Annotated in this window: 4 protein-coding genes; 2 read left to right on the top strand and 2 right to left on the bottom strand. The window is 33.4% G+C overall.

Going from position 1 to position 1,800, the window contains the following annotated elements; translation table 11 throughout:
* Positions 1–302: hypothetical protein (locus PL77_RS29660; protein ID WP_156152614.1), on the bottom strand; the 302-nt coding region annotated here is incomplete at its 3' end.
* A gap of 189 nt (positions 303–491) precedes the next feature.
* Positions 492–1,172 (bottom strand): S24 family peptidase, encoded by a 681-nt coding sequence (locus PL77_RS29665; protein WP_044213626.1) that lies wholly within the window; start codon positions 1,170–1,172, stop codon positions 492–494.
* A gap of 138 nt (positions 1,173–1,310) precedes the next feature.
* Between PL77_RS29665 and PL77_RS29670 the strand changes: the two genes are divergently transcribed.
* On the top strand, positions 1,311–1,520 hold the full coding sequence (locus tag PL77_RS29670; protein WP_044213627.1) for a hypothetical protein: 210 nt from the start codon (positions 1,311–1,313) through the stop codon (positions 1,518–1,520).
* Positions 1,521–1,522: 2 nt separating this feature from the next.
* Positions 1,523–1,800: hypothetical protein (locus PL77_RS29675; protein WP_044213628.1), on the top strand; the 278-nt coding region annotated here is incomplete at its 3' end.

Here is a 1,800-nt window from a genome sequence, read left to right on the forward strand (position 1 = left end):
CACTTCATAAACTCTTCACCGCTTATTTCTTCACCTTCTTCAAGGTCTTCGTATTCCTCATCGTCTTCGTCTCCTTCTAGAAGTGCCTGCTGTATGAGGTCTGCAAGGGCTTCTGGTACATTATGGAATAGTATCTCTGATTCTTGGTCTAAACCGTTGAAAACGAGCTCTACAGAGGCGTTATGCTCGTCTAATTCGTTTTGAAAGGGTTTTAGCTTGGCTTCAAGTCTTGCTTTGAAGTCTTCGTGGATTGATTTTAGCATTGCTTCTACGTCGTACACTGGCTTGCCTTTGTACTCCATGCCTGCTATTGGTTCTTTCTTTTTGCTCATATTTTTATGTTTGCTCTAATTCTTCCTTAAAACTTCCTTAAACACTTTTTAAACACCCTCTAAACTACCTTGAACACTATTTGACGGTGAAAACGAAGTGTAAAGGGATTAGATGGACAAAAGGTTGGACAATTAGCACCTCTTTTAGGTGGACACTTTTTACTCAAGTCTTATTACGCCTATTACAGATGCAATACCTGTAATTTCATTTTTAGGAATATCATATGGTGGATACTTTTCATTTTCAGAAACAGCTCTTAATGAGTTATCTTTTTCACTAGGGAAAAGTCTTTTAATTATAACCCCATGTTCTCTTGTCGCTATTATATATGGATTACCCCATTGTAAGAAATTTGAGTCTTTAATTATCTTAGCACCTACAATATCACCACTTGAATATTTAGGAAGCATACTATCCCCTTTTACTCTTATCATGAAATTCACTCCAGTAAACTCAGGTATTTCAAACTCTTTGATAACATCATCTTTTGTAATCTCAAAATTATTTTCCCCGAATCCTGCAATAGTTTCAGTTCCTACAAGTGGTATTGTTGCTAAATCATGTGAGTTCTTTTTGTAAACTGGAGCTTCAAATTCCATTCTTAAGTCAGGTTTTCGAAAATCAACTTTATTTAAAATCATTTCTCCACTACCAAGCAATAACCAGTTTGCATTTAGTTCAGGAAATAGATCTAAAATCCTTCTTACCCATTTTGTTTGTATATCAGATCCATTTTTTAAAGCCCTTGAAATGACTCCGTTACTAGCTCCAATTAACTTTTCTATCTCTTTAATTGAAATATTTCGACTATCTAGGAACGTTTTTAATCTATTCAGCATCAGCGTTTTATATAAAAAAGTAGAAAATAATTTTCTACTTTTCTTTGATGGTAGAAAATTATTTTCGACGTTTGTAATGTTGAAAAGAACAACAAGTATTCAACATTATTTAAACATTAATGAAACAAATATAATCAAATGGGAACAAAAGTAACAAGTGCTTTCTTACATTCGAAAGTAGGTGTTGAAATTAAAACAAAAATTGAGTTCAATGCTAATTCAAGAAGTATGAAAGTCTCTGACTACATAAGGTACTTAGTTGAAAACGATGACATCATCAGTTTTTTAAAGCAAAAAATTGAAAAAGAATCAGAGTTGAAAAAGCTTACTGAACAGTCAAGAGTTTAAGCATGAATTTATCACTTGATGATATTCATGTGAGTGATGAGCAAATATATGTTTCATGGAAATTTTTAATTGAGGTTGTAAAAATAAAAAAAGAAACTGTACAAAAATCAGTTTATAGATCTCGCAAAAAGTCCAATCCTAAAAATTGGATCAACCGTCAAGATCCCGACGACAGAAGAAGAAACTTAGTTCTCTTAAAAAGTATTCCAAGTCGATACAACCCACCCAATGAACAGTTAGTTTGGGATGCACTTCACAGAAAACAGCGGAAGGATGAGGA

Source organism: Flammeovirga sp. OC4 (genome assembly GCF_000812565.1).
Taxonomy (GTDB): domain Bacteria; phylum Bacteroidota; class Bacteroidia; order Cytophagales; family Flammeovirgaceae; genus Flammeovirga.